Below are 23,483 nucleotides of genomic sequence, written 5' to 3'. Positions count from 1 at the left end.
ACTTCATTCTGGGATGCCGAACTGCCGAACAGCGCATGCCGAGTGGAATTCAAAACTGCATTGCAGAACTTGGAGCTGCATGCCGGTTTGCACTGCTTCGCAAATGAAGGCGATGAGACCAGGTATGTTTTCACCAGGGAAATCCCTGCGCTCTGTTCTGCAGTGCAGTTTTCAAAAGACGCGCTTCGAGGCGCTTGCTTCATAGACTCGCCGCCATTCGACACACGGGACCGACCCAACAATGACGACCGAGACACACACCCAGCCCCCTCGGGTGCACCACCTTCTCTTGCCCTGGATCGCCGGGCAGCCGAACGCGCTGGCGTTGCGCGACGCCGGCATGTCGCTGAGCTATGGCGAGCTCGGCGCGCAGATGGACGCCACGGCGCGGCAGTTGGCCGGCGCGGGCGTGCGGGCCGGCGACCGCGTGCTCATCGTCGGGGAGAACTGCGCGGCGCTGTGCGTCGTCTTCCTGGCGCTGAGCAAGCTGGACGCCTGGACCGTCGCGGTGAACGCGCGCCTGTCCCCGCGCGAGATCGACCAGTTCATCGCGCACTCCGGCGCGCGGCGTGTGCTTTACCTGTGCCATGTCTCGCCCGAGGCGCGCGGCCACGCGCAGCGCCAGCAGGCAACGCCTTTCGGCAGCGACCTGGGCGACATCGCCATCGGCCCGCTCGCCGAAGACGTGCTGCCGGAGCCCTGCGACGCCGACCCCGCGAAGCAGGTCGCGGCCATGGTCTACACCTCGGGCACCACGGGCGCGCCCAAGGGCGTGATGCTGACGCACGCGAACCTGATGTTCGTGGCCACCTCCGCGCGCGAGCTGCGGCGGCTCGGCCCGCGCGACGTCGTCTACGGCGTGCTGCCGATGGCGCATGTGGTGGGCCTGTCGACGCAGTTCCTCGGCGCGATGTGCGCGGGCGCCGCGCTGCTGCTCGAGCCGCGCTTCGCACCGGAGGCCGCGGTGCGGGCGCTGCGGCACGACGGCGTCAGCGTGTTCACCGGCGTGCCGGCGCTGTTCGCCCGCATCCTCGAGTGGACGCGCAAGAGCGGCGTGGCCATCGAGGCGCCCGCGCTGCGCCTGATCAGCGTGGCCGGTTCGCCGCTCACGCCCAGCCTCAAGGCCGAGGTGGAACGGGAATTCAGGTTGCCGCTGCACAACGGCTACGGCTTGACCGAGACCGCACCCACCGTCGCGCAGACACGGCTGGACACGCCGCGCGAGGACTGCGCCGTCGGCCCGACCATTCCGCGCGTTGAGCTTCGCATCCAGGCCCTGGGCGGCGCCAGCGTGGAACCCGGCGAAACGGGCGAGCTGTGGGTGCGCGGACCCGGCGTGATGAAGGGCTACTACCGCAGCCCCGAGCTCACCGCGGCCGTGATCGATGCGGCGGGCTGGTTCAACACGGGCGACCTTGCGCGGCTCACGTCCGACGGCGCGCTGTTCATCTCCGGGCGCACCAAGGAGCTGATCATCCGCTCGGGATTCAACGTCTATCCGCTCGAGGTGGAGCAGGTGCTGAACGCGTACCCGGGCGTCGTGCAATCGGCGGTCGTGGGGCGCGAGGCCGGGCACAACGAGGAGATCGTGGCCTTCATCGAAACCAGGGAAGGCGTGCCGATCGACGACGCGCAATTGCGCGCGCACCTGCGCGAGCACCTGTCGCCCTACAAGCAGCCCAGCGAGATCCGCGCCATGGCGACGCTGCCGTCGGCACCCAACGGCAAGGTGCTCAAGGGCGTGCTGAAAACGCTCACGCAAACACCTTTGCCCTTGCCTTTGCACACCGCGCCATGAACACCCTCACTTCAAGCACTCCCATGCGCCATCGCCCATTTCGAAACTTCACATTCACGCTCGCCAGCCTTGCTGCCGTCGTCGTTTGCGGCTCGCAGGCTCTCGCGGAGGAAAAGCCGAGCGCCTATCCCTCGCGGCCCATCAAGATCATGATCGGCTTCGCCCCGGGCGGCTCGACCGATGCACCGATGCGGGTGCTCGCGGAAAAGGCGGGCGCCATCCTCAAGCAGCCCATCGTCATCGAGAACAAGCCCGGTGTCGGCGGTACGATGCCCGCGCAGAGCCTGCAGTCGGCCGCACCGGACGGCTACACGCTGGGCATTGCCTCGGCCGGGGTCTATCGGCTGCCCTACACCAACGACATCAAGTGGGACCCGGCCAAGGACCTCAGCTATGTGATCGGCCTGACCGGCTATGCCTTCGGCATCGTCGTGCCCGCGAACTCGCCGATCAGGACCTTGAAGGACTACGTGGCGCACGCCAAGGCGAACCCCGGCAAGCTGACCTACAGCACGCCCGGTATCGCCACCACCAACCACCTGACGATGGAGCAGCTGTCGCGCCTGTACAAGATCGAGCTCAACCACATTCCGTACAAGGGCAGCGCCGAATCGCTGCAGGCCATCGTGGGCGGCCAGGTCGACTCCGCGGCGGAGACCTCCGCGTTCGTGCCCTACGTGGATTCCGGAAAGCTGCGGCTGATCGCCGTGTGGGGCGACAAGCGCATGGCGCGCTACCCCGACGTGCCCACGTTGAAGGAAAGCGGCGCGAACATCGTGCAGACCTCGCCCTGGGGGCTGGTAGGCCCCAAGGGGCTGGACCCCGCCATTGCCAGCAGGCTGCACGACGCCTTCAAGCAGGCGATGGAGACCAAGGAATTCAAGGAAATGCTGGCCCGCTACGAGATGGAGCCGGACTACAAAAGCGGCAAGGACTATCGCGCTTTCGCCGTGGATGCGATGAAGCGCGAGAAAGAGATCCTCGACGCGCTGGGCCTGTCCCGCAAGTAGGGGGCGGCCGGGGCCGGGCACCGCGTGGCGAAGGGCTCGCCACGACGTCTTGCCTACCCGCCGCGCTCCTTGCGCTCGCGGGCGCGGCGCACCTGCCGCGTCTCGTTGGCCTGAGACGCGATGCGTTCCTTCTCGCGCTTCTTGGCGGCCCGCTTCTCCCGCATGCGCTTGCCCAGCACGTAGCTGCCGAGGCCGGTGACCACGGCGATGAAGAGCCCGATGACGCTGACGTCGATACCGCCCATCACAGCACCCGCACGACGCCGGTCGGCTTGAAGCCCAGGTCGGCCGCCTTGCCCTTGCGCGCGCGGTTGCCGCGCGCGTTGTTCAGCGTGCGGATCTCCAGCGTTTCCTCGCGCTCCTTGGCACCGCGCCCGATGCCTTCGATGCGCACGCTGCGCGTGTAGGCCGCCGCGCCCGCGAGCGTGTCCTTGGGCTCCAGGTCGATCAGCGTGAGGCCGCGGCCGCCCTTGGGCAGGCTCTTGAGCTCGGCGATCTCGAAGGTCAGGATGCGCCCGCCCGTCGAGGCGCAGGCCACGTGCGTGGCCGCGGGCATCGGCTCGGCGCCGCTCGCGCCGCCCACCAGCGAAGGCCGGCACAGCTGCTCGCCCTCGCCCACGTCGATGAAGGCCTTGCCGCCGCGCTGGCGCGACATCATGTTCTCGACCGTGGCGATGAAGCCGTAGCCGCCGGTGTTGGCCAGCAGCACGCTCGCGCCCACCGGGCCGGCGAAGAAGTGCGTGACGTGCGTGCCGCTGTCGAGTTCGATGAGCGTGGTCACGGGCTGGCCGTCGCCGCGCGCGCCGGGCAGCGAGGCCACGGGCACGGTGTAGACGCGCACGCCCTTGTCTTTCGACGAGCCGAACACCAGCAGCGTGTCGACGCTGCGGCATTCGAAGGCGCCGTAGAGTGCGTCGCCCGACTTGAAGCTGTACTCGGGCGTGGCGCCCTTCTCCGCGCTCGCCCCGTTCGCACCGTTCGCACCGCTGGCCGCGGCCTTCTCGCTGGCCCAGCCCTTCTGCGCCCGCACCCAGCCCTTCTGCGACACGATGACGGTGACCGGCTCGTCGACCACCTTCACCTCGGCCACGGCGCGCTTCTCGGCCTGGATCAGCGTGCGGCGCGGGTCTTCGAAGGTCTTGGCGTCGGTTTCGATTTCCTTGATCAGCAGGCGGCGCAACGTGGCCGGGCTGCCCAGGATGTCCTCGAGCTTTTTCTGGTCTTCGCGCAGGCCCTTGAGCTCCTGCTCGATCTTGATGGCCTCCAGCCGCGCCAGCTGGCGAAGGCGGATTTCAAGAATGTCCTCGGCCTGGCGTTCGCTGAGGCTGAAGCGCGCCATCAGCGCGGCCTTCGGGTCTTCCGCCGCGCGGATGATGGCAATCACCTCGTCGATGTTCAGCAGCACCAGTTGCCGGCCTTCGAGGATGTGCACGCGCTCCAGCACCTTGTTCAGCCGATGGCGCGAGCGCTTCTCGACGGTCACCTGGCGGAACGCGATCCACTCGGTGAGCATCTGGCGCAGCGACTTCTGCGTCGGCTTGCCGTCGATGCCCACCATGGTGAGGTTGATCGAGGACGAGGTTTCCAGCGAGGTCTGCGACAGCAGCGTGGTCACGAACTCTTCCTGGCTGATGCGCGAGGTCTTGGGCTCGAACACCAGGCGCACGGCCGCGTCCTTGCTGGACTCGTCGCGCACCACGTCGAGCACCGACAGCATCGCGGCCTTCAGCTGCGTCTGGTCGGCGGACAGCGCCTTCTTGCCGGTCTTGACCTTGGGGTTGGTGATTTCCTCGATTTCTTCGAGCACCTTCTGCGTGCTGACGCCCGGCGGCAGCTCGTTCACCACCAGCTGCCACTGGCCGCGCGCCAGCTCTTCGATCTTCCAGCGCGCTCGCACCTTGAGCGAACCGCGGCCGGTGCGGTAGGCGTCGGCGATGTCGCTGGCGTTGCTGATGATCTGCGCGCCGCCGGGGTAGTCGGGGCCGGGCACGATGGCCAGGAGTTCTTCTTCGCTGAGCTCGCCGTTCGACTTGATCAGCGCCACGCAGGCGTCGGCAATCTCGCGCAGGTTGTGGCTCGGGATTTCGGTGGCCAGGCCCACGGCGATGCCGCTCGCGCCGTTGAGCAGCGTGAAGGGCAGGCGCGCGGGCAGCAGGCGCGGCTCTTCGGTGCTGCCGTCGTAGTTGGGAATGAAGTCGACCGTGCCTTCGTCGATCTCGTCGAGCAAGAGGCTGGTGATGCGCGCCAGGCGCGCCTCGGTGTAGCGCATGGCCGCGGCGCCGTCGCCGTCGCGGCTGCCGAAGTTGCCCTGGCCGTCGACCAGCGGATAGCGCTGCGAGAAGTCTTGCGCCATGCGCACCAGCGCGTCGTAGGCGGCCTGGTCGCTGTGCGGATGGAAGCGGCCCAGCACGTCGCCCACCACGCGCGCGCTCTTCACGGGCTTGGCGCCCACCGTGCCGTTGGTGCCGCCGAAGCCCAGGCCCATGCGCGACATCGAGTAGAGAATGCGCCGCTGCACCGGCTTCTGGCCGTCGGACACGTCGGGCAGCGCGCGGCCCTTGACCACGCTCAGCGCGTACTCGAGGTAGGCGGTTTGCGCGTAGTCGGCCAGCGTGAGGGTGGTGTCGCCGTCGGTGGGGCCCGCAAGGTCGAGCGGAGGTTGGGAATCCATCGTCTGTCGTTTCCGGAAGATTGCTGTTGCTTGTTTATTCGGTCATGGCCACCGAAGGCGAGCCTGTCAGGGAGGACACGGGCACTTCGGGCATGTAGGGAGAGGTCGGCACGGCGGACGGGTCGGGCATCGAGGGCATGGCGGGCAACTGGGTCGGCCGCTCGGGCGGCATGTTGCCGCGGCCCACGGCGCCGCCCATTTCCATGCGCACGCGCCCGGGCGACTTGCCGCCGACGGCGGCGGCGCCGCCGCTGCGCCCGGTGACGCCGGGCTTGAGGTACGCATAGAGCTGCAGCACGGTCTGCACGTAGTTCTGCGTTTCCTTGTAGTTGGGAATCTTGTTGCCCGCGCGCTGCACCGCGCCCTCGCCCGCGTTGTAGGCGGCCAGCGCGAGCTCGATCTGCCCGGGGAACATGGCGATCAGGTCGCGCAGGTAGCGCGAGCCGGCGGCGATGTTGATGCGCGGGTCGAACAGCTTCTTCTCGATGGTCGTGCGCTTGTCCGCCGACACGCCGTAGCGCTGCGCGGTCGCCGGCATGAGCTGCATGAGGCCCATCGCGCCCTTGGGCGACACGGCCTGCGCGTCGAAGCCCGATTCGGTGGCGATCAGCGCCTGCAGCAGTTCGTAGTCGATGTCGTGCTTGTTCGACGCATCGCGCAGCGCCGCCTTGGCGCTCTTGTAGCTGGGCGAGGCCTCGAACATGGCTAGCAGGGTCTGCGACGCGGGCGGCACCTTGCCGTCGAGCCTGCGGCCGCCGCGCGCGAGCGGTGAAATGCCCTGGGCGGTGTCGAAGCTCTGGCCGCCCCTGAAGAAGATCTGGTAGCGCTCGTCGATCTTCTCGGCGGCGAAGTGCGCCACGCCCTTGCCGTCGACGTAGCCGTAGATGTCAGCGGCGCGCGCGAGCCCCAGCTGTGCGCACAGCAAAAAGGCCAATAGCAACGAACGCTTGAAAGCTGACATGCGTGGTGGGGGGGTCAAACATCGATGTCGACGTCGTCGGCGCGCAACTCCATGAGCTCGCGCCGCGCCGCCGCTTCGCCCTTGCCCATGAGCTTGGTGATCTCGCCCTGGGTGGAGGTGAAGTCGAACCGGCCCAATTGGACCTGCATCAGGCGCCGGGTGTCTGGATTGAGCGTGGTTTCCCACAATTGTTCCGCGCTCATTTCGCCCAGGCCCTTGAAGCGGCTGATGCTCCAGGCGCCTTCGCGCACGCCGTCCTTGCGCAGCTTGTCGAGCGTGGCGGTGAGTTCGCCCTCGTCCAGCGCGTAGACCTTGGAGGCCGGCTTCTTGCCGCGCGCGGGCGCATCGACCCGGAACAGCGGCGGCTTTGCGACATACACGTGGCCGGTATCGATGAGCTTGGGGAAGTGCCGGAAGAACAAGGTCAGCAGCAGCACCTGGATGTGCGAGCCATCCACGTCGGCATCGCTCAGGATGCACACCTTGCCGTAGCGCAGGCCGCTCATGTCGGGCGTGTCGTCGGGGCCATGCGGGTCGACGCCGATGGCCACCGAGATGTCGTGGATTTCGTTGTTGGCGAACAGCCGGTCGCGCTCCACTTCCCAGGTGTTGAGCACCTTGCCGCGCAGCGGCAGGATGGCCTGGCTTTCCTTGTCGCGGCCCATCTTGGCGCTGCCGCCGGCAGAGTCGCCCTCGACCAGGAACACCTCGTTGTGGCTGATGTCCTTGCTCTCGCAATCGGTCAGCTTGCCCGGCAGCACGGCCACGCCGGAGCCCTTGCGCTTTTCGACCTTCTGGCCGGCGCGCTGGCGCGTCTGCGCGGCCTTGATGGCGAGTTCGGCGAGCCGCTTGCCGTAGTCCACATGCTGGTTGAGCCACAGCTCCAGCGCGGGGCGCACGAAGCTGGACACCAGGCGCACCGCGTCGCGCGAATTCAGGCGCTCCTTGATCTGGCCCTGGAACTGCGGGTCGAGCACCTTGGCGCTGAGCACGTACGAGGCGCGCGCGAACACGTCTTCGGGCAGCAGCTTCACGCCCTTGGGGAGCAGCGAATGCAGCTCGATGAAGCCCTTCACCGCGGTGAACAGGCCGTCGCGCAGGCCGCTTTCGTGCGTGCCGCCGGCGCTGGTGGGAATCAGGTTGACGTAGCTCTCGCGCACGGGCTGGCCGTCTTCCGTGAAGGCCACGCACCAGTCGGCGCCCTCGCCTTCGGCGAAGTTGTCGGCGTTCTTGTCGGCATGGCCAGCGCCTTCGAACAGCGGAATGACCGGATCGCCGTTGAGCGTCTGCATCAGGTAGTCGCTGAGGCCGCCCTTGTAGAGCCACTGCTGGCTGTCCTTGGTTTTCTCGTTGGTGAGCGTGACGCTCACGCCGGGCATCAGCACGGCCTTGCTGCGCAGCAGGTGCGTGAGCTCGGCCATCGGCAGCACGGCGGTCTCGAAGTACTTGGCGTCGGGCCAGGCGCGCACGGTGGTGCCCTGCTTGCGTTCGCCGGCTTCGAGCTTGCGGATTTCGAGCGCCTCGATCACGTCGCCGGCGCTGAAGGCCAGCCTGGCGACCGAGCCTTCGCGGTGCGAGCTGACTTCGAGCCGCTTGGACAGCGCATTGGTCACCGACACGCCCACGCCGTGCAGGCCGCCGGAGAAGCTGTAGGCGCCGCCCGAGCCCTTGTCGAACTTGCCGCCGGCGTGCAGGCGGGTGAACACGAGTTCGACCACGGGGGCATTTTCTTCGGGGTGCATGCCGAACGGAATGCCGCGGCCGTCGTCTTCGATGCTGACCGAGCCGTCGATGTGCAGCGTGACCTTGATCTTCTTGCCGTAGCCCGCCAACGCCTCGTCGGCGGCGTTGTCGAGCACTTCCTGAATGATGTGCAGCGGGTTGTCGGTGCGGGTGTACATGCCCGGGCGCTGCTTGACGGGTTCGAGGCCCTTGAGCACGCGGATGGAGCCTTCCGAGTAGCCGGAGGGCGCGGACGATGAGCTGGGAGGAGTCTTGGGGGGAGTCGCCATGGGGGCGGATTGTAGTCAGTGGCGGGGAAATAACTGGATACCCATACAGGAAACGTCCAGCCACCCTACGCCTTGGGCATCGACAGATGGGCGCCCAGGAAGTCGATGAACGCCCGCAGCTTGGGCGACGGATGCCGCCCCGAAGGCCACAGCACACCCAGTCCGATGGTGTGGGGCCGCACCTGGTCGGCCAGCACGCTGCGCAGCCGCCCGGCGGCCAGCGCCTCGCGCACGCTGAAGTCCGGCAGGCAGGCGATGCCGCGGCCGCGCAGCGCGAAGCACAGGCGCGTCTCGATGTTGTTGCAGACCATGGACACCGGCGGCCTGCACTCGCTGCCGTCGGGCAGGGGCAGAAGGGGCCACACCTCGACCTTGCCGGTGGCCGGATAGCGGTAGTGCAGGCAGGCGTGCATGGCCAGGTCGGCGAGCGAGGTCGGGGTGCCGTGGCGCGCCAGGTAGTCCGGCGAGGCCACGAGCAACTGCGAGAACGCGCCGAGCCGCCTGGCGGAGAGCCGCGAATCGGCCAGCTCGCCGGTGCGCACCACGGCGTCGAAGCCTTCCTCGATGACGTCGACCAGCCGGTCGCTGAAGTCGAGGTCGAGCGCGATGGCCGGGTGCTCGCGCATGAAGTCGGCCAGCACCGGCAGCACCAGCGAGCTGACCAGCGGCAGGCTCACGCGCAGCTTGCCGCGCGGCGCGCCGGCGGACTGCGACAGCTCCTGCTCGGCGGCCTCGATCTCGGCCAGCACGCGGCGGCTGCGCGCCAGGAACAGCGTGCCTTCGGCGGTGAGCGTGATGCTGCGCGTGCTGCGGTGGAACAGCCGCACGCCCAGCCGCTCTTCGAGCCGCGCCACGCGCTTGCCTACGGCGGACGCGGACACGCCGAGCGCGCGGCCGGCGGTGACGAAACTACGCGTTTCGGCCACCTGGATGAAGACGGTGAAGCCGCTGAGGCTGTCCATGCGAGGGCTCCATTGCGGACTTCCATGTCCGTATTGAGCGGAACTGTAGCCCCCTTTTTCCGGAGTCGGCTTGTTCCTATCGTTATCGCCATGTCATTCACCCCCAAGAACTCTCCTTCTTTTTCTTCCACGCGGGAGGCCGTCCATGCGTGAGCACCACACCCCTGGACGCGCCGAACCCCGGCTGCCTTTGCCCGGCCTGCTCGCGCTGGCGGCGGCAGGCTTCATCACCATCCTGACGGAGGCCATGCCGGCCGGCCTGCTGCCGCAGATCGGCGCGAGCCTGGACGTCGCGCCCGCGCTGGTCGGCCAGTTGGTGACGGTGTATGCCATCGGCTCGCTGGTGGCGGCGATTCCGCTGGTGGCCTTCACGCGCGGCTGGCGGCGCAGGCCTTTGCTGCTGACGGCGATCGGCGGCTTCGCGATCGTCAACACGGTGACTGCCCTGTCGCACGACTACGCGCTGACGCTGGTCGCGCGCTTCTTCGCCGGTGTGTTCGCCGGCCTGCTCTGGGCGCTGCTGGCCGGCCAGGCGGCCCGCATGGTGCCGCCTTCGATGCAGGGCCGGGCCATTGCCGTCGCCATGCTGGGCGCGCCGCTGGCGCTGTCGCTGGGCATTCCGGCCGGCACGCTGCTGGGCAGCGGCGTGGGCTGGCGCCCGGCGTTTTTGACCATGTCGGCGCTCTCGGTGCTGCTGCTGGGCTGGGTGCGCTGGCAGGTGCCCGACTTTCCGGGGCAGGAAGCCGGCCGCCAGCAGAGCGTGCGGCGCGTGTTTCTGCTGCCGGGCGTGCGGCCGGTGCTGGCGGTGATGCTGGCCTTCGTGCTGGCGCACAACATCCTCTACACCTACATCGCGCCGTTTCTCGCGCACGCCGGGCTGGGCGAGCGGGTCGAGCTGGTGCTGCTGGTGTTCGGCGGGGCGTCGCTGGCGGGCATCTGGGCGACGGGCCTGCTGATCGACCGCTGGCTGCGCGAGCTGGTGCTGGCCGCCACCGCGGGCTTCGGGCTGGCGGCGCTGCTGCTGGGCGCGGTGACCGGGTCGCCAGCGGCGGTCTTCGTTGCCGTGGGCGTCTGGGGCGTGGCGTTCGGCGGGGCGGCCACGCTGTTCCAGACGGCGTCGGCGCAGGCGGCAGGTGATGCGGCGGACGTGGCGCAGTCGATGGTGGTCACGGCGTGGAACATCGCCATCGCGGGGGGCGGCCTGATCGGCGGCGTGCTGCTGCAGAGCCGGGGCGCGGGTGTGCTGCCCTGGTCGCTGGTCGTGCTGCTGGTGCCGGCGCTGTGGCTGGCCTGGCGGGCCTGCGCGCATGGTTTTCCGCGCGCCCGGGCTGTCGCGGGCGTGACTGCGCAGTGAGCCCGGCGGCTTTGATGCGCCGAGCGCATCGAAACGCCGCCGACAAATCATCAATGGCTGTGGCCGCCAGTGCGGCTGCCACAGCCTGCAAGTCGCTACATTCGACGCCATGCAAGCGCCCGCCTCCACCCTCTCGATCAAGCAAGTCCTGCTCTGCGGGGCGATGATCGTCACGCTCTCGATGGGCATCCGCCACGGCTTCGGACTCTGGCTGCAGCCCATCACGCAGGCGCAGGACTGGAGCCGCCAGACCTTCTCGTTCGCGCTGGCCATCCAGAACCTGTCGTGGGGCATCTTCGGGGTGTTCGCGGGCATGCTGGCCGACCGCTTCGGCGCGTTTCGGGTGCTGATCGGCGGCGCGGTGCTCTACGCGCTGGGCCTGTTCGGCATGGCGCATTCGCCCACGCCGCTGCTGTTCACGCTGAGCGCGGGCGTGCTGATCGGCGCGGCGCAGGCCGGCTCGACCTACGCGGTGATCTACGGCGTGATCGGGCGGCAGATTCCGGCCGAGCGGCGCTCCTGGGCCATGGGCGTGGCGGCGGCGGCCGGCTCGTTCGGCCAGTTCCTGATGGCGCCCATCGAAGGACGCCTCATCGGCCACCTGGGCTGGCAGACCGCGCTGGCGGTGTTGGCGGTGCTGGTGCTGGTGATCGTTCCGCTGGCCTTCGGCCTGCGCGAACCCAGAACGGCGGCGCTGGCCGGACACCGCGAGCAATCGGTGCTGCAGGCGGTGGGCGAGGCCTTCCGCTACCCGAGCTTCGGGCTGCTGATGGCAGGCTACTTCGTTTGTGGGTTCCAGCTGGCGTTCATCGGCATCCACATGCCGACCTACCTGCGCGACCGCGCGCTGCCGGCCGAGGTGGCGGGCTACGCGCTCGCGCTGATCGGGCTCTTCAACGTGTTCGGCACGTACACGGTGGGGTTGCTGGGGCAGACGCTGGCCAAGCGCAAGATCCTCGCGGCCATCTATTTGGCGCGGGCGGTGGCGATCGCGCTGTTCCTGCTGGCGCCGATTTCGCCGATGAGCGTGTATGTGTTCTCCGCCGCCATGGGCTTTTTGTGGCTGTCGACGGTGCCGGCCACCAACGCCATCGTGGCGGGCATCTTCGGCGTGGCGCATCTGTCGATGCTCAGCGGCTTCGTATTTTTGAGCCATCAGGTCGGCTCGTTCCTGGGCGTGTGGCTCGGTGGCTACCTGTACGACACCACGGGCAGCTACGACATCGTCTGGTACATCTCGATCGCGCTGGGCGTGTTCGCCGCGCTCATCAACCTGCCGGTGAAGGAAAACGCCATTGCACGCGGCCCGCAGCCGGTGGGCGCCGCGGGCTGATTGCGTCTACAAAGAACGTGACCATGACACCGCGCCTGCGCCGACACATCACGAACGCCGGCTGCCTTGCCGCCGCGCTGGTGGTGCTGGGCGGCGTGTTCGCGATGTATGTGCATCCGGACTTCCTGGTGACGCTGGCCGACCAGATCTGGTCCTGTTTTTGAGCCTTTTACCCTTCTTACGCACGCTGGACGTGCGCATCACGCTATGAAAGATATAGCACCCTCCCACGCGTCGGCCGTGCCCTCCGAATGGCTGGTGCGCTGGTCTCACCTGCTCGCCCCCGGCACCACCGTGCTCGACGTGGCCTGCGGGTCCGGGCGGCACATGCAGTGGTTCGCCGGGCGCGGGCATGCGGTGACCGGGGTCGACCGCTCGCCCGAAGCCCTGGCGGCGGCAGGCGTGTTCGGCGGCACGGTCGTGGCGGACATCGAAGCCGGCCCCTGGCCTTTCACCTGCCAGGCATTCGGCGCGGTGGTCGTCACCAACTACCTCTGGCGCGCGCGCATGGCCGACATCGTGGCCGCCGTGGCCCCGGGCGGCGTGCTGCTGTACGAGACCTTCGCCGCGGGCAACGAAACCGTCGGCAAGCCTTCGCGGCCCGACTTCCTGCTGCAACCCGGCGAGCTGCTCGCAGCCTGCGCGGGCCTGCGCGTGGTGGCGTACGAGGACGGCTTCGTGGCCGAGCCGGCACGCTTCGTCCAGCGCATTGCGGCCGTCCGCCCTGCCGCACCCGGCGCCGGCCAACCCGAGCGCCACCTGCTGAAGGGAAACTGAGGGCGCTGCTGCGGCGGCCTGACAGGACGCCGGAGTAAGTAGAATCGGCGCTTTCGTCCACCGACAAAGAGATTCCCCTTGGAGCAATTGACAGGCAGCATCGTTGCGCTCGTCACGCCGATGCACGACGACGGCAGTGTCGACTACCCCGCCTTGCGGCGGCTCATCGACTGGCACATCGAAGAAGGCACCGACTGCCTCGGCGTGGTCGGGACCACCGGCGAATCGCCGACGGTCGACGTCGAGGAGCACTGCGAAATCATTCGCGTGTCCGTCGAGCAGGCCAAGGGCCGCGTGCCCGTGATGGCCGGTTGCGGCGCCAACTCCACCAAGGAAGCCATCGAGCTCGCCAAGTTCGCCAAGGGCGTGGGCGCCGATTCGCAACTCCAGGTCGTGCCCTACTACAACAAGCCCACGCAAGAGGGCCAGTACCAGCACTTCAAGGCCATCGCCGAAGCCGTGGGCGACCTGCCCATCGTGATGTACAACGTGCCCGGGCGCACCGTGGCCGATATGGCGCACGACACCGTGCTGCGCCTGACGCAGGTGCCCGGCATCATCGGCATCAAGGAAGCCACCGGCAACATCGAGCGGGCCCAGTGGCTCATTCGCGATGTGCCGAAGAACTTCGCCGTCTACTCCGGCGACGACCCGACCGCGGTGGCGCTCATGCTGTGCGGCGGCCAGGGCAACATCAGCGTCACGGCCAACATCGCGCCGCGCAAGATGCACGAACTGTGCGTGGCCGCGCTGGCGGGCGACGTGAAGCGGGCCATGGAGATCCAGTTCGAACTCATGCCGCTGCACCGCAACCTGTTCGTCGAGCCCAACCCGATTCCCCTGAAGTGGGCCATGGCCCGGCTCGGCCTGTGCGGTGGCACGCTGCGCCTGCCGCTCACCGAACTCGGCGAAGCCGCCCGTCCGGCCGTCGAAGGCGCCCTGCGCGCCACCGGTCTGCTGAAGGGTTGAGAGCGCCCTCCCCCCATTCCGGACCTGCTTTTTTCCCTGGCCGCAACAAGGTTAAGCAACCTTTTGCCCGAACTGTGCTCAGAGATGGCGGGCACTGCGGCCCATAGATTGACCGAACCATTCCAACAAGGAAGACGACGTTGAAGAACCTTTCGCAACTTTCGCGATATGCATTGCTGGCCACCCTGGTTGCCAGCCTCGCCGCCTGCTCCGTCCTCGAGAGCGACAAGATCGACTACAAGAGCGCCGGCAAGGCCCCGACGCTCGAAGTCCCCCCTGACCTGTCCCAGCTCACGCGCGACAACCGCTATGCGGTACCCGGCGGCGCCGTCACGGCCAACGCCTACCAGGCCGGCATTGCCAACGCACCGGGTGTGCCCACCGCCGTGAGCGCCCTGGGCGACGTGCGCATGGAGCGCGCGGGCACGCAGCGCTGGATCGTCGTCAACCGCGCCCCCGACCAGCTCTGGGACCCGGTAAAGGACTTCTGGCAGGAGAGCGGCTTCCTGCTGACCACCGAGCAGCGCAACCTGGGCATCATGGAAACCGACTGGGCCGAGAACCGCGCCAAGCTGCCGCAGGACATCATCCGCGGCACGCTGGGCAAGCTGGTCGATTCGGTCTACTCGACCGGCGAGCTCGACCGCTTCCGCACCCGCCTGGAGCGCACGCCCAACGGCACCGAGATCTTCATCAGCCACCGCGGCATGCAGGAGGTCTACAACAACTCGCGCCAGGACCAGACCGTGTGGCAGCCGCGCCCGAGCGACCCTGAACTCGAGACCGAATTCCTGCGCCGCCTGATGGTCAAGCTCGGCGTCTCGCAAGAGCAGTCGAAGATCCTGGCCGCCACCACCGCGCCGACCAAGACCGCCACCATCGCCAAGGTCGGCAACCAGCCGGTCGTGCAGATCAGCGAAGGCTTCGACCGCGCATGGCGCCGCGTCGGCCTGGCACTCGACCGCACCGGCTTCACCGTGGAAGACCGCGACCGCAGTGCCGGCCTGTACTACGTGCGCTACGTGACGCCGAACCCCGACAAGAAGGAGCCCGGCTTCTTCGGCAAACTGTTCAGCGGTTCGCCGAAGGACGAAGCACCGATCAAGTTCCGCATCTCGGTCAAGAGCCAGGGCGAAGCCACCACGGTGTCGGTGCTCAACCAAGCCGGCGCGCCGGAAACCTCGGCCAATGCCGAGCGCATCGTCAAGGTCATTGCAGACGACCTGAAGTAACCCGCATGCTCCGCTTCCGAAGCCTCGGCAGCGGCAGCACGGGCAATGCCGCGCTGGTCGAATCGACCAGCGCCGGCCGCACCTCCCGGCTCCTGGTCGACTGCGGCTTCGGCCTCAAGCAGCTCGACCTGCGGCTCGCGCAAGCGGGCCTTGTGGCTGGCGACATCGATGCGGTCTTCGTGACGCACGAGCACGGCGACCACATCGGCTGCGCCCATTCGCTGTCGCGGCGCAACCGCATTCCCGTCTGGATGAGCGAAGGCACGTGGCTCGCCACAGGCGGGCGCGATTTCGAAGGCCTGCTGAACCTGGCGCGCGACGATGCCGAATTCGCGGTCGGCGACATCGGCGTGCAGCCCTTCACCGTGCCGCACGACGCGCGCGAGCCGCTGCAGCTGCGTTGCACCGACGGCAACCGCACGCTCGGCGTGCTGACCGACCTGGGGCATTCCACGGCCCATGTGCTGGCCCGCCTGAGCGGCGTGCATGCGTTGCTGCTGGAGTTCAACCACGACAGCGACCTGCTGGCCAACTCGGCGTACCCGTCGTTCCTGAAACATCGCGTGGGCGGCAACTACGGGCATTTGTCGAACACGGCGGCTGCTGAAATCGCGCGTGCCGTGCTTCACGACGGCCTGCGGCATGTGGTGGCGGCGCACCTGAGCGAGCAGAACAACCGGCCCGAGATCGTGCGGCGCCTGATGGCCGATGCGCTGGGCGGCGACGAGTCCGAGATGCTCACTGCAACCGCCGCCGAAGGCTCGCCCTGGCTCGACGTGTGAGCTGAATCCGCACCACGAAAAAAAGCCGCCTCATGGCGGCTTTTTTCTTGGCGAACGCCGGGCAGCTGCTACTGCTTGGGCGCTTCGTTCTTCTTCGCGGCCTCGGTCGCTGCATTGGCGGCATCGAGTGCCGACGAGGCGCCCGGCGCCGGTGTGGCAGCACCCGAATCGGTCGACGGCGCAGTCATCGGTGCAGCAGGCGCTGGTGCGGGTTCGGTCACGGGCGCAGGAGGCGGCGTCACAACCGCCGGCGCGGCGTCCTCCTTCTTTCCGCAGGCGACGAGCGCGGCAGCGGCAATCAGCGAGGCAACCAGGACGGACGTTGACTTCTTCATGGAATCTCCTTTGGCGATGAATGTCTGGAACCAAAAAATTCTAGACCTGCATCACCGCTCGATTGTGTCTGGCCGCCGGATTCGCGGCATTGGCTTACAAGCCCAGCGTCGATGCTGCAAAGGCAGGTCGTGCGAGGCGCCAGCACTCGTCGATGGCCTCGCGCAGCGCGCGGCGCGACTGCGCATCGGTGCCGCTCACGCCCCTGCCGCGCTCGGGGTCGATGCGATGCACGAACCACGTGGGCGTCCAGATGGCGCTGGGCACCTCGGCACCGGCAACCCTGCCGGTCGCACGGCATTCGATGATGTGGTCCCACATGCGGCGCCACGGCATGAAGCGCGCATGCGTGCGCTCCAGCACGTCGAAACGCTGCGCGAGCAGCACGAAACGCCGCCCGCTGACAGACCAAGCCTGCAGCGCCTCGATGCTCGCACGCTCGCCCAACGGCCAATCCGCGAAATCGGGGTCGCTGAAGACGATTTCTTTCCAGCCTTGTCGCGCCGCAGACGCCAGCGCGCTGCGCAAGACGGCATCGAAGGCTTCTGGGCCGTCGAAACGGCCCTCGGCCAGTAGATCAGCTTCGTCACTCGGCATGAAGCCAACCTGACTCGCACCACTCGCCCAGCAAGCCGCGTGCGCCTTCGCTCGCGCGGGCCAGTTCGCGCGGCCCGAGCGCGCGCTGGTCGGCCAGTCGGCGCATCAGCGTGGCATCGGCACCGCCCGCGCGAAAGCTCTCGCCGTTGATGTAGATGTGCCGCGTGTCGTAGAGCATGCGCGTTCGCCGGTCGAGCACCACGCGCTGCGTGGCAGCGGGCAGCTCGCCGCCTTCGTCGAACCACACGTTGGCCTTGGGCTCGGTGAGCGATTCGCCGAGCGCGCGCTCGACGGCATCGGGGTCGCGCAGTGCGGCCTCGACGGCCTTGCGCGCGAAGTCCTGCAGCGCGGCCGGCATGCGGGCCGGCGCATCGACGGCGGGCTGCGCCGGATCGCGGTAGCGGGCCAGTTCGGCGGGCCCGGCGTCTTCCAAGTCTTCCGAGTAGGCCTGCGCCATGCGGGACAGCAGGTCGGCCCCCATCTCGCCCACCGCGGACGAGCGCAGGCCGATGGAGCACGTCATGCAATCGTCGCCGACGGCCACGCCGTCGTGGGCGTACTTGGGCGGCAGGTACAGCATGTCGCCGGGCTCCAGCACGAAGGTCTGCTCGGGCTCGAAGTTCTGCAGGATCTTGAGCGGCACGCCGGGCTGCAGGCTCAGGTCGCCCTGCTTGCCGATGGACCACTTGCGGCGCCCCTGCGCCTGCAGCAGGAAAACGTCGTAACTGTCGAAATGCGCGCCGACGCCGCCGGTGTCGCTCGCATAGCTGATCATCAGGTCGTCCAGGCGGGCGTCGGGCAGGAAGCGAAACTGCCGCAGCAGGTCGTGAACGCCCTCGTGGTGCAGATCGACGCCCTGCACCAGCAGTGTCCAGGCGGGCTGTTTCAGCGGGGGCAAGGCGCGGCGGGCGAGCGGCCCGTGCTTGAGCGACCAGCCGGACTTGCCATGCCGGATCAGGCGCGACTCGACCTCTTCGCGCTCGGCCAGCGCAAACAGCGCGTTGCGCTCGATCGGTGGCACCATGGCGGGAATCGCCTGGCGAACGAGCAAGGGTTTTTTCTGCCAGTGCCGCCGCATGAACTGCGCGGCGCTCAGGCCGCCGAGCAACGGCAGCGGTTGTGTAATCTCCATGGGAGAATTCTGCAATGGAAATCTCTGAACAATGCGTGGTCGGCTTGACCTGGACCATGAAAGACACGCTCGGCGACGTGCTGGACGTGCTCGACGAACCGGTGGACTTTCTGGTCGGGGGCGACGATCTCTTCGACGTGATCGAGGCCGCCCTGCAGGGCCATGAGCCCGGCGCCCGGGTGCAGCTGCAGGTGGAACCCGAGCAGGGTTTCGGCGACTTCAACGACCAGCTGCTCTTTCTGGAGCCCCGTTCGCTCTTCCCCGCGGACACCGAAGAAGGCATGACCTTCGACGGCTCCGCCCTGCCCAAGGGCGTGAGCGACACCATCCCCAAGGACACGATCTACACGGTGGCGGAAATCTACCCCGACCACCTGGTGCTGGACGGCAACCATCCGCTGGCGGGCATCGCGATCCGGCTCGACATCACGGTGCGCTCGGTGCGCGAAGCCACCGAAGAGGAAATCGGCCGTGGTTCGGCTGGCACCGGCTTCTTCAAGGTGGCGCCCATGGCGCCGGGCAACCAGACGCTGCACTGAGGCGCAGCCGAGCCAGCAAAAAGCCGGGCAAGCCCGGCTTTTTTGCGTCTCGAAGAACGAGCGGCTACATGCGCGAAATCTGGCCGTTGTCGATGCGCACACGGTCGCCGATGCGCAGGTCGCCCGGGCTCTGTACGTCGAAGGCGCGGTAGCCGCCGCGATCGGTCTGCACCGACACGCGATAGGTTTCATAGGCACGCGGCCCGTTCTGCTGCGCCTCGATGGTGTTCCCCAGCAAGGCCCCACCCACGATGCCCAGCGCGGTGGCCGCGGCACGGCCGTTGCCGCGCCCGAACTGGTTGCCCACCACGCCACCGATCACGCCACCGGCCACGGCGCCGCCGCCGCTCGTACCGGTGCCGCCGGTTTCGCTGCGCAACACCTCGATGTTGGCGACATGGCCGTATTCGACGTAGGAAGCTTCCTGGTACTGGATCGCCCGCGGGGGCGCCTGATACGGGTAGCGCGAGGTCTGGTAGACCGGCGCGGGGGCCACGCAAGCCGTGAGCGTGGCAACGGCCAGCACGGAAGCAGTGACGGAAACGAAGCGCATTGAAATCTTCATGTTGAGAGGCTCCTCGGATAGAACGGCGCACGAAGAATGCGCCTGCGTGTGACTAACGCCCCAGCCGCTGCCGCGATGACGCAGAACACACACTGAAACCTTCGAGGCCCGCGGGCCTTCGCAGTTCCGTTCTTTACCGCTCGGACACTCAGGTCCCCTTAAGGATCGGGGTAGCTGAAACGCTCAGTGCTTGCCGGTGGAGCCGTAGCCGCCTTCGCCGCGTTGCGTAGGTGCAAATTCTGTGACCACCCGAAACTGCGCCTGCACCACCGGCACGATCACCAACTGTGCAAGCCGCTCCATCGGCTCCAGCACGAAGGGCGTGTCGCTGCGGTTCCAGGCGCTGATCTTCAGTTCGCCCTGGTAGTCGCTGTCGATCAGGCCGACCAAGTTGCCCAGCACGATGCCATGCTTGTGGCCCAGGCCCGAGCGCGGAAGGATCAGCGCGGCATAGGCCGGGTCGGCCAGGTGGATCGCGATGCCGGTGCCCACCAGCTGCCAGCCGTTGGGCGCCAGCGTGATGGGCGCATCCAGGCACGCCCGAAGGTCGAGGCCGGCGCTTCCGGGGGTGGCATACGCGGGCAATTGATCCACCATGCGCGGATCGAGGATACGGACGTCGACTTTCACTTACTTGCTGCCTTGCTTGTGTTGCTGTTCTCTTTGCTTGCGGGCCGCGTCCTCTAGCACCTGCTGCCACTTGGCGATGCCCGGGGTGAGCTTCACGCCCTTCAATTTGCTGGCGAACCAGACCGCCACGCCCAGCAGCAGGACCAGCGCGCTGATGGGCACCCCGATCGACCACAGCACCAGCAGCACCAGCGCGGCCACGCCGCCCAGCACCTTGAGCGTCGTCGGGTCGAAGGCGCCCGGCCGGGACCTGGCCACTTCGCCGTTGGACGCGTCACCGCGCTGCTGCATGGCGGCCGTCACGGGACCGGGCTGGTTGGGCAATGTCGTGATGCCGACGTCGAGCCCGGGCTCGCCTTCCTTGGCCGCGCGCTTGGGGAGCAGCGCCTGCGCCGACAGCCGCTCGACATAGCGGGCGAAGTCGCCGTTGGGCGGCGTGTTCCATTGCGGATTCAGGTTCATCAGACTCTCCAGTCGGTCAGTCGGGCTGCAATTTCGGTCATCAGTTCGCGCGCCAGCGTGAGCTTGGGCGCGCGCGGGAGCTCGCGCACGCCGTGGGCATCCACCAGCAGCAGCGCGTTGTCGTCCTGCCCGAAGGTCAGCGGGCCGATGTTGCCGACCAGCAGCGGAATGCCCTTGCGCTGGCGCTTGGCCTTGGCATGTTCGACGAGGTTCTCGCTTTCGGCGGCAAAGCCCACACAGAAAAGTTGCTTCGCCAGCGCCCGCTCGCTGCGCGCCACGGTCAGCAGGATGTCGGCGTTCTCGACGAAGTCGAGCACCGGCGTCTTGCCGCTGCCGTCTTTCTTGATCTTCTGGTCGCTGTGGGTCGCCGGTCGCCAGTCGGCCACAGCCGCTGTTGCTACAAAAATGCTAGCGAACTCCGCAGCACGGACGGTCGCATCGAGCATGTCCTGTGCCGAAACGACGTCGACGCGCGTCACGCCGCGCGGGGTCGGCAGGTGCACCGGCCCGGCCACCAGCGTGACTTCAGCGCCGGCCTCGCGGGCCGCGCGGGCAATGGCAAAGCCCATCTTGCCGGACGAATGGTTGGTGATGCCGCGAATCGGGTCCAGCGCCTCGAAGGTCGGGCCCGCAGTCACCAGCATCTTCTGGCCCGACAGCAGCTTGGGGCTGAAGAAGGCGGTGATGTCCTCGAGCAGTTGCGCCGGCTCGAGCATGCGTCCGTCCCCGGTTTCGCCGCAGGCCTGCCAGCCGCTGCCCACGCCCAGCACGGTGGCGCCGTCGGCCTCCACCTGCCTCAGGTTGCGCTGGGTGGCGGGATGGGCCCACATCTCGCGGTTCATGGCGGGTGCGATCAGCAGCGGACTGCGCTCGCTGGGGCGTGCCAGGCACATCAGGCTGAGCAGGTCGTCCGAGCGGCCCTGCACCAGCCGCGCAATGAAGTCGGCGCTGCAGGGCGCCAGCACGATCGCATCGGCCTCGCGGCTCAGGTTGATGTGCGGCATGTTGTTGGGTTCGCGCGTGTCCCACTGCGAGGTGTAGACGGTGCGCCCCGAGAGCGCCTGCATGGTCACCGGGGTGATGAACTGCTCCGCCGCCTCTGTCATCACGACCTGGACGGTGGCCCCGGCCTTCACGAACAGGCGGCACAGCTCGGCCGATTTGTAGCAGGCGATGCCGCCCGTGAGGCCCAGGACGATGTGTTTGCCGGCGAGATCTTGCATGGGCCGTATTGTTGCTCATGGGCCATGAAGCTTCGCGCAACAAGCCCTCGGCCCGAAGTGTCGCGAAGGGCACATCTATAATCGCAATTTCCCACTGCCCGGATTCATCACGTCCGGAACTGGCATGACCAAATTTGTCTTCGTCACCGGTGGTGTCGTCTCTTCCCTTGGCAAGGGAATCGCCTCCGCCTCGCTCGCCGCGATCCTCGAATCGCGCGGCCTCCAAGTCACCCTCATCAAGCTCGATCCGTACATCAATGTCGACCCCGGCACGATGTCACCGTTCCAGCATGGTGAGGTGTTCGTCACCGACGACGGCGCCGAGACCGACCTCGACCTCGGCCACTACGAGCGCTTCATCAACACGCGCATGCGCAAGGCCAACAACTTCACGACCGGCCAGATCTACAAGAGCGTGCTCGAGAAGGAACGCCGCGGCGACTACCTCGGCAAGACGGTGCAGGTGATTCCGCACATCACCAACGAGATCCAGGAATACATCAAGCGCGGCGCCGGCATCGGCACCTCGCACGAAGTGGACGTGGCCATCGTCGAAATCGGCGGCACGGTCGGCGACATCGAGTCGCTGCCCTTCCTCGAAGCGGTGCGCCAGATGAGCCTGCGCAACGGCCCGAACAACTCGGCCTTCGTGCACCTGAGCTACGTGCCCTGGATCGCCGCCGCCGGCGAGCTCAAGACCAAGCCGACGCAGCACACCGCCAAGGAACTGCGCGCCATCGGCATCCAGGCCGACGTGCTGCTGTGCCGCGCCGACCGCCCGATTCCCGACGACGAGCGCGCCAAGATCTCGCTGTTCTCCAACGTGCCCGAATGGGGCGTCATCTCGATGTGGGACGTGGACACCATCTACAAGGTGCCCCGCATGCTGCACGAACAGGGCCTGGACGGCCTGATCTGCGACAAGCTGCGCATCAACACCCCGCCGGCCAAGCTGCAGCGCTGGGACGACCTGGTGTACGAGGTCGAGCATCCGCAAAAGGAAGTGTCGATCGCCATGGTCGGCAAGTACGTCGACCTGTCGGACAGCTACAAGTCGCTGAACGAGGCGCTGCGCCACGCCGGCATGAAGAACCATGCGCGCGTGAAGATCGACTACATCGACTCCGAGACCATCACCACGCAGGACGTCTCGCGCCTGGCCAAGTACGACGCCATCCTGGTGCCCGGCGGCTTCGGCCAGCGCGGCGTGGAAGGCAAGATCTCGGCGGCGCGCTTCGCCCGCGAAAGCAAGGTGCCCTACCTCGGCATCTGCCTGGGCATGCAGGTGGCCACCATCGAATACGCCCGCCACGTGGCCGGCCTGAAGAACGCCAACAGCACCGAGTTCGACCCCGAGACGCCCACCCCCGTGATCGCGCTGATCACCGAGTGGAAGGACGCCGACGGCACCGTGAAGAAGCGCGACGAGAAGTCCGACCTCGGCGGCACCATGCGCCTGGGCGCGCAAAGCTCCGACGTCACGCCCGGCACGCTGGCGCACAGCATCTACGGCGACGTGGTCACCGAGCGCCATCGCCACCGCTACGAAGCCAACGTCAACTACCTCGACGAACTGCGCAATGCCGGCCTCGTGATCTCGGCGCTCACGCAGCGCGAGCACCTGACCGAAATCGTCGAGCTGCCGCAGGACGTGCACCCCTGGTTCATGGGCGTGCAGTTCCACCCCGAGTTCAAGTCGACCCCGTGGGGCGGCCACCCGCTGTTCAACGCCTTCATCAAGGCGGCGCTGGAGCACAAGGACAAGGGCGCGGGCAGCGCCGGCAAGTCGCTGAAAGCCGTGGCATGAGCAGCGGTTACGTCATCGCCCATGTCGAGGTGACCAACCCGACGCAGTACGAGGACTACAAGAAGTGGTCGAGCGTGGCCATGCAGGCGCACGGCGCCGAAGTGTGCGTGCGCGGCGGCCAGGTGCAGCCGCTGGAAGGCGACTGGCAGCCCACGCGCGTGGTCGTGCTCAAGTTCGCCAGCTTCGAGAAGGCCAAGGCCTTCTACGAAACGCCCGAGTACCTCAAGGCGCGCGAAGCGCGTGCCGGCGCCGCGATCATGAACATGATCGCCGTCGAAGGCCTCTGAGCCCCGTTCATTTATTCGCCCAAAGAGAACCGAAAGAGAAAGACAAA

The 23,483-nt window shown here is 67.6% G+C and carries 24 protein-coding genes; 12 read left to right on the top strand and 12 right to left on the bottom strand.

Features of this window, described 5'->3' with window-relative positions:
• Positions 1-241 precede the first annotated feature (241 nt).
• Together ACSFA5_RS08940 and ACSFA5_RS08935 are read left to right on the top strand one after the other, a co-directional pair.
• Positions 242-1,798, top strand: coding sequence for a class I adenylate-forming enzyme family protein (locus tag ACSFA5_RS08940; RefSeq protein ID WP_435443655.1), 1,557 nt, complete (start codon positions 242-244; stop codon positions 1,796-1,798).
• 23 nt (positions 1,799-1,821) lie between these two features.
• Positions 1,822-2,808, top strand: a complete 987-nt coding sequence (locus ACSFA5_RS08935) for a tripartite tricarboxylate transporter substrate binding protein (RefSeq protein ID WP_435443654.1) — start codon at positions 1,822-1,824, stop codon at positions 2,806-2,808.
• 53 nt (positions 2,809-2,861) lie between these two features.
• On the opposite strand, the gene ACSFA5_RS08930 is transcribed toward ACSFA5_RS08935, so the two are convergent.
• The 5 genes from ACSFA5_RS08930 to ACSFA5_RS08910 all read right to left on the bottom strand — a co-directional run bounded on the left by ACSFA5_RS08930 (position 2,862) and on the right by ACSFA5_RS08910 (position 9,414).
• Positions 2,862-3,053, bottom strand: coding sequence for a hypothetical protein (locus tag ACSFA5_RS08930; RefSeq protein ID WP_116908634.1), 192 nt, complete (start codon positions 3,051-3,053; stop codon positions 2,862-2,864).
• Complete coding sequence (gene parC / locus ACSFA5_RS08925; RefSeq protein WP_435443653.1) at positions 3,053-5,479, bottom strand: DNA topoisomerase IV subunit A; 2,427 nt, start codon at positions 5,477-5,479, stop codon at positions 3,053-3,055. The genes ACSFA5_RS08930 and parC overlap by 1 nt, the downstream gene beginning before the upstream one ends.
• Positions 5,480-5,513: 34 nt before the next feature.
• Entirely contained in the window at positions 5,514-6,440 is a 927-nt protein-coding gene (locus tag ACSFA5_RS08920) for a lytic transglycosylase domain-containing protein (RefSeq protein WP_435443652.1), read from the bottom strand.
• Positions 6,441-6,454: 14 nt separating this feature from the next.
• Positions 6,455-8,452, bottom strand: a complete 1,998-nt coding sequence (locus ACSFA5_RS08915; RefSeq protein WP_435443651.1) for a DNA topoisomerase IV subunit B — start codon at positions 8,450-8,452, stop codon at positions 6,455-6,457.
• A 65-nt stretch (positions 8,453-8,517) separates the two neighbouring features.
• A complete protein-coding gene (locus tag ACSFA5_RS08910) occupies positions 8,518-9,414 on the bottom strand; it encodes a LysR family transcriptional regulator (protein WP_435443650.1) in 897 nt (298 codons plus the stop codon).
• 145 nt (positions 9,415-9,559) lie between these two features.
• Here ACSFA5_RS08910 and ACSFA5_RS08905 point away from each other — a divergent pair, with 145 nt between their 5' ends.
• From ACSFA5_RS08905 to ACSFA5_RS08875, 7 genes are all read left to right on the top strand, one after another.
• A complete protein-coding gene (locus ACSFA5_RS08905; protein ID WP_435443649.1) occupies positions 9,560-10,768 on the top strand; it encodes an MFS transporter in 1,209 nt (402 codons plus the stop codon).
• A gap of 109 nt (positions 10,769-10,877) precedes the next feature.
• Entirely contained in the window at positions 10,878-12,101 is a 1,224-nt protein-coding gene (locus ACSFA5_RS08900) for an MFS transporter (protein ID WP_435443648.1), read from the top strand.
• Positions 12,102-12,124: 23 nt separating this feature from the next.
• A complete protein-coding gene (locus ACSFA5_RS08895; RefSeq protein ID WP_435443647.1) occupies positions 12,125-12,265 on the top strand; it encodes a hypothetical protein in 141 nt (46 codons plus the stop codon).
• Positions 12,266-12,308: 43 nt separating this feature from the next.
• Positions 12,309-12,878 (top strand): class I SAM-dependent methyltransferase, encoded by a 570-nt coding sequence (locus ACSFA5_RS08890; protein ID WP_435443646.1) that lies wholly within the window; start codon positions 12,309-12,311, stop codon positions 12,876-12,878.
• A 78-nt stretch (positions 12,879-12,956) separates the two neighbouring features.
• Positions 12,957-13,847, top strand: a complete 891-nt coding sequence (dapA, locus tag ACSFA5_RS08885) for a 4-hydroxy-tetrahydrodipicolinate synthase (protein ID WP_435443645.1) — start codon at positions 12,957-12,959, stop codon at positions 13,845-13,847.
• Between the two features lie 140 nt (positions 13,848-13,987).
• On the top strand, positions 13,988-15,079 hold the full coding sequence (gene bamC / locus ACSFA5_RS08880; protein ID WP_435443644.1) for an outer membrane protein assembly factor BamC: 1,092 nt from the start codon (positions 13,988-13,990) through the stop codon (positions 15,077-15,079).
• 5 nt (positions 15,080-15,084) lie between these two features.
• On the top strand, positions 15,085-15,861 hold the full coding sequence (locus ACSFA5_RS08875; protein WP_435443643.1) for an MBL fold metallo-hydrolase: 777 nt from the start codon (positions 15,085-15,087) through the stop codon (positions 15,859-15,861).
• A gap of 68 nt (positions 15,862-15,929) precedes the next feature.
• Here ACSFA5_RS08875 and ACSFA5_RS08870 read toward each other — a convergent pair whose 3' ends face one another.
• From ACSFA5_RS08870 to ACSFA5_RS08860, 3 genes are all read right to left on the bottom strand, one after another.
• Positions 15,930-16,196 carry a hypothetical protein gene (locus ACSFA5_RS08870; protein WP_435443642.1) on the bottom strand — a complete coding sequence of 89 codons (267 nt, stop codon included), beginning with the start codon at positions 16,194-16,196 and terminating at the stop codon, positions 15,930-15,932.
• A 94-nt stretch (positions 16,197-16,290) separates the two neighbouring features.
• The gene (locus ACSFA5_RS08865) at positions 16,291-16,791 is read right to left on the bottom strand and encodes a hypothetical protein (protein ID WP_435443641.1); all 501 of its coding nucleotides are present in this window, start codon (positions 16,789-16,791) and stop codon (positions 16,291-16,293) included.
• Entirely contained in the window at positions 16,781-17,923 is a 1,143-nt protein-coding gene (locus tag ACSFA5_RS08860) for a JmjC domain-containing protein (protein ID WP_435443640.1), read from the bottom strand. The genes ACSFA5_RS08865 and ACSFA5_RS08860 overlap by 11 nt, the downstream gene beginning before the upstream one ends.
• A 14-nt stretch (positions 17,924-17,937) precedes the next feature.
• On the opposite strand from ACSFA5_RS08860, the gene ACSFA5_RS08855 reads away from it, so the two are divergent.
• Positions 17,938-18,462 (top strand): FKBP-type peptidyl-prolyl cis-trans isomerase, encoded by a 525-nt coding sequence (locus ACSFA5_RS08855; RefSeq protein ID WP_435435689.1) that lies wholly within the window; start codon positions 17,938-17,940, stop codon positions 18,460-18,462.
• A 64-nt stretch (positions 18,463-18,526) separates the two neighbouring features.
• Here ACSFA5_RS08855 and ACSFA5_RS08850 read toward each other — a convergent pair whose 3' ends face one another.
• The 4 genes from ACSFA5_RS08850 to coaBC form a co-directional block, all read right to left on the bottom strand.
• Positions 18,527-19,027 (bottom strand): outer membrane lipoprotein, encoded by a 501-nt coding sequence (locus tag ACSFA5_RS08850; RefSeq protein ID WP_435443639.1) that lies wholly within the window; start codon positions 19,025-19,027, stop codon positions 18,527-18,529.
• A 183-nt stretch (positions 19,028-19,210) separates the two neighbouring features.
• A complete protein-coding gene (gene dut / locus ACSFA5_RS08845) occupies positions 19,211-19,657 on the bottom strand; it encodes a dUTP diphosphatase (RefSeq protein WP_435435688.1) in 447 nt (148 codons plus the stop codon).
• On the bottom strand, positions 19,658-20,119 hold the full coding sequence (locus tag ACSFA5_RS08840; RefSeq protein ID WP_435443638.1) for a hypothetical protein: 462 nt from the start codon (positions 20,117-20,119) through the stop codon (positions 19,658-19,660).
• Positions 20,119-21,342 carry a bifunctional phosphopantothenoylcysteine decarboxylase/phosphopantothenate--cysteine ligase CoaBC gene (coaBC, locus tag ACSFA5_RS08835; protein WP_435443637.1) on the bottom strand — a complete coding sequence of 408 codons (1,224 nt, stop codon included), beginning with the start codon at positions 21,340-21,342 and terminating at the stop codon, positions 20,119-20,121. Before coaBC ends, ACSFA5_RS08840 begins: the two co-directional genes overlap by 1 nt.
• 124 nt (positions 21,343-21,466) lie before the next feature.
• Here coaBC and ACSFA5_RS08830 point away from each other — a divergent pair, with 124 nt between their 5' ends.
• Positions 21,467-23,149: a CTP synthase gene (locus ACSFA5_RS08830; RefSeq protein WP_435443636.1), complete on the top strand. Its 1,683-nt coding sequence runs from the start codon at positions 21,467-21,469 to the stop codon at positions 23,147-23,149.
• On the top strand, positions 23,146-23,436 hold the full coding sequence (locus ACSFA5_RS08825) for a DUF1330 domain-containing protein (protein ID WP_435443635.1): 291 nt from the start codon (positions 23,146-23,148) through the stop codon (positions 23,434-23,436). The genes ACSFA5_RS08830 and ACSFA5_RS08825 overlap by 4 nt, the downstream gene beginning before the upstream one ends.
• Positions 23,437-23,483 lie beyond the last annotated feature (47 nt).

Origin of the sequence: Variovorax monticola (assembly GCF_051216855.1) — a bacterium.
Classification (GTDB): Bacteria; Pseudomonadota; Gammaproteobacteria; order Burkholderiales; family Burkholderiaceae_C; genus Variovorax.
The sequence above is the reverse complement of the archived record's forward strand: the minus strand, read 5'-3'. Positions and strand labels throughout refer to the sequence as shown.